General features: G+C 77.0%; 1 protein-coding gene. It reads left to right on the top strand.

Annotation, left to right across the window (positions count from 1 at the left end):
• On the top strand, positions 1 to 257 hold a 257-nt coding region (locus tag OWC43_RS23410), incomplete at both ends, for an AMP-binding protein (protein ID WP_393958687.1).

Here is a 257-nt window from a genome sequence, read left to right as displayed (position 1 = left end):
CGCGGCATCCAGGCCGAACACCGCGTCGCCCTGCGCCTCGAACGATCCCCCGACGCCTTCGTCGCCATCCTCGCCGTCCTCAAGGCCGGCGCCGCCTACCTCCCCATCGATCCCGACGCCCCCCCGGAGCGCCGCGACACCGTCATCCGCCAGGCCGGCGCCCGCCTCCTCCTTACCGACGTGCCGGGCGAGGGCGAGGGCGCCGCCTGCCCGTGCCTGCGCCTCGACGACCCGGACGCCTTCGCCGGACCCGCCAC

It is taken from the genome of Methylorubrum sp. POS3, from assembly GCF_043352485.1.
GTDB lineage: Bacteria > Pseudomonadota > Alphaproteobacteria > Rhizobiales > Beijerinckiaceae > Methylobacterium > Methylobacterium suomiense.
This window is presented reverse-complemented; position numbering and strand designations above follow the sequence as displayed.